Here is a 787-nt window from a genome sequence, read left to right as displayed (position 1 = left end):
TATACTTTTTCATTTTAATCTCCATTCTAATTTAAAGACTAAATCAGTGGTCTAAAATGTATATGGTTTTCACATATTTTATAGGAATTTTAAAATAACTAGGTTATGCAAGAAGTCTAATATATANNNNANTTAANAAAANNGNGNANATAAANAATGAATGAAATTTGAATTGCTACTAGTAATAATAACAAAGTACGAGAATTTAAAGAAATGTTTGAAGGTATTAATATAATTGTTAAATCATTGTTATATTTAATAGTACCTGTGCCTGAAATTCCTGAAACAGGAACAACCTTTGAAGAAAATGCATTTTTAAAAGCTGATTATTTAAGCAAAATGTTAAATAAGCCAGTATTAGCGGATGATTCTGGATTAGAAATTATTGGTTTAGGAAATTTTCCTGGTGTTAATACTCGCCGTTGAGCAGAAGCAATTACGGATAATAATATTATTAATAATTTATTAATTAGACTTCTTGCATAACCTAGTTATTTTAAAATTCCTATAAAATATATTTAAAATATAAATTATAGGAATCTAAAATTATGAAATTTGATAAATTTGATTTTATTAATGATAAAGAATTATTCCGATTAACAGGAATAAAACAAACCACTTTTAATAAAATGTTAGATATTTTAAAGGTTGCTGAAATAGAAAAATTTAAAAAAGGTGGCAAAGCTAACAAATTATCACTAAAAAATCTGCTGCTGTTTTGGGCGGAATAATTGGTCTTATATCGGGCGCTGTTGGAGGAACTTTTTATGGAGTTACAGTAGCTGCT

Annotated in this window: 2 protein-coding genes; both read left to right on the top strand. The window is 25.4% G+C overall.

All coding sequences use genetic code 4. From position 1 onward, the window contains the following. Positions 1 to 156 precede the first annotated feature (156 nt). Positions 157 to 486 (top strand): non-canonical purine NTP pyrophosphatase, encoded by a 330-nt coding sequence (locus BST80_RS05320; RefSeq protein ID WP_415746291.1) that lies wholly within the window; start codon positions 157 to 159, stop codon positions 484 to 486. 62 nt (positions 487 to 548) lie between these two features. Beyond that, a complete protein-coding gene (locus BST80_RS05315; protein ID WP_415746290.1) occupies positions 549 to 731 on the top strand; it encodes a hypothetical protein in 183 nt (60 codons plus the stop codon). The last annotated feature ends 56 nt before the right edge of the window (positions 732 to 787 follow it).

The organism is Spiroplasma sp. Moj, assembly GCF_016082285.1.
GTDB lineage: Bacteria > Bacillota_I > Bacilli_A > Mycoplasmatales > Mycoplasmataceae > Spiroplasma > Spiroplasma phoeniceum.
Note: the sequence above shows the minus strand (reverse complement) of the source record. Positions and strands in the feature narration are given on the sequence as shown.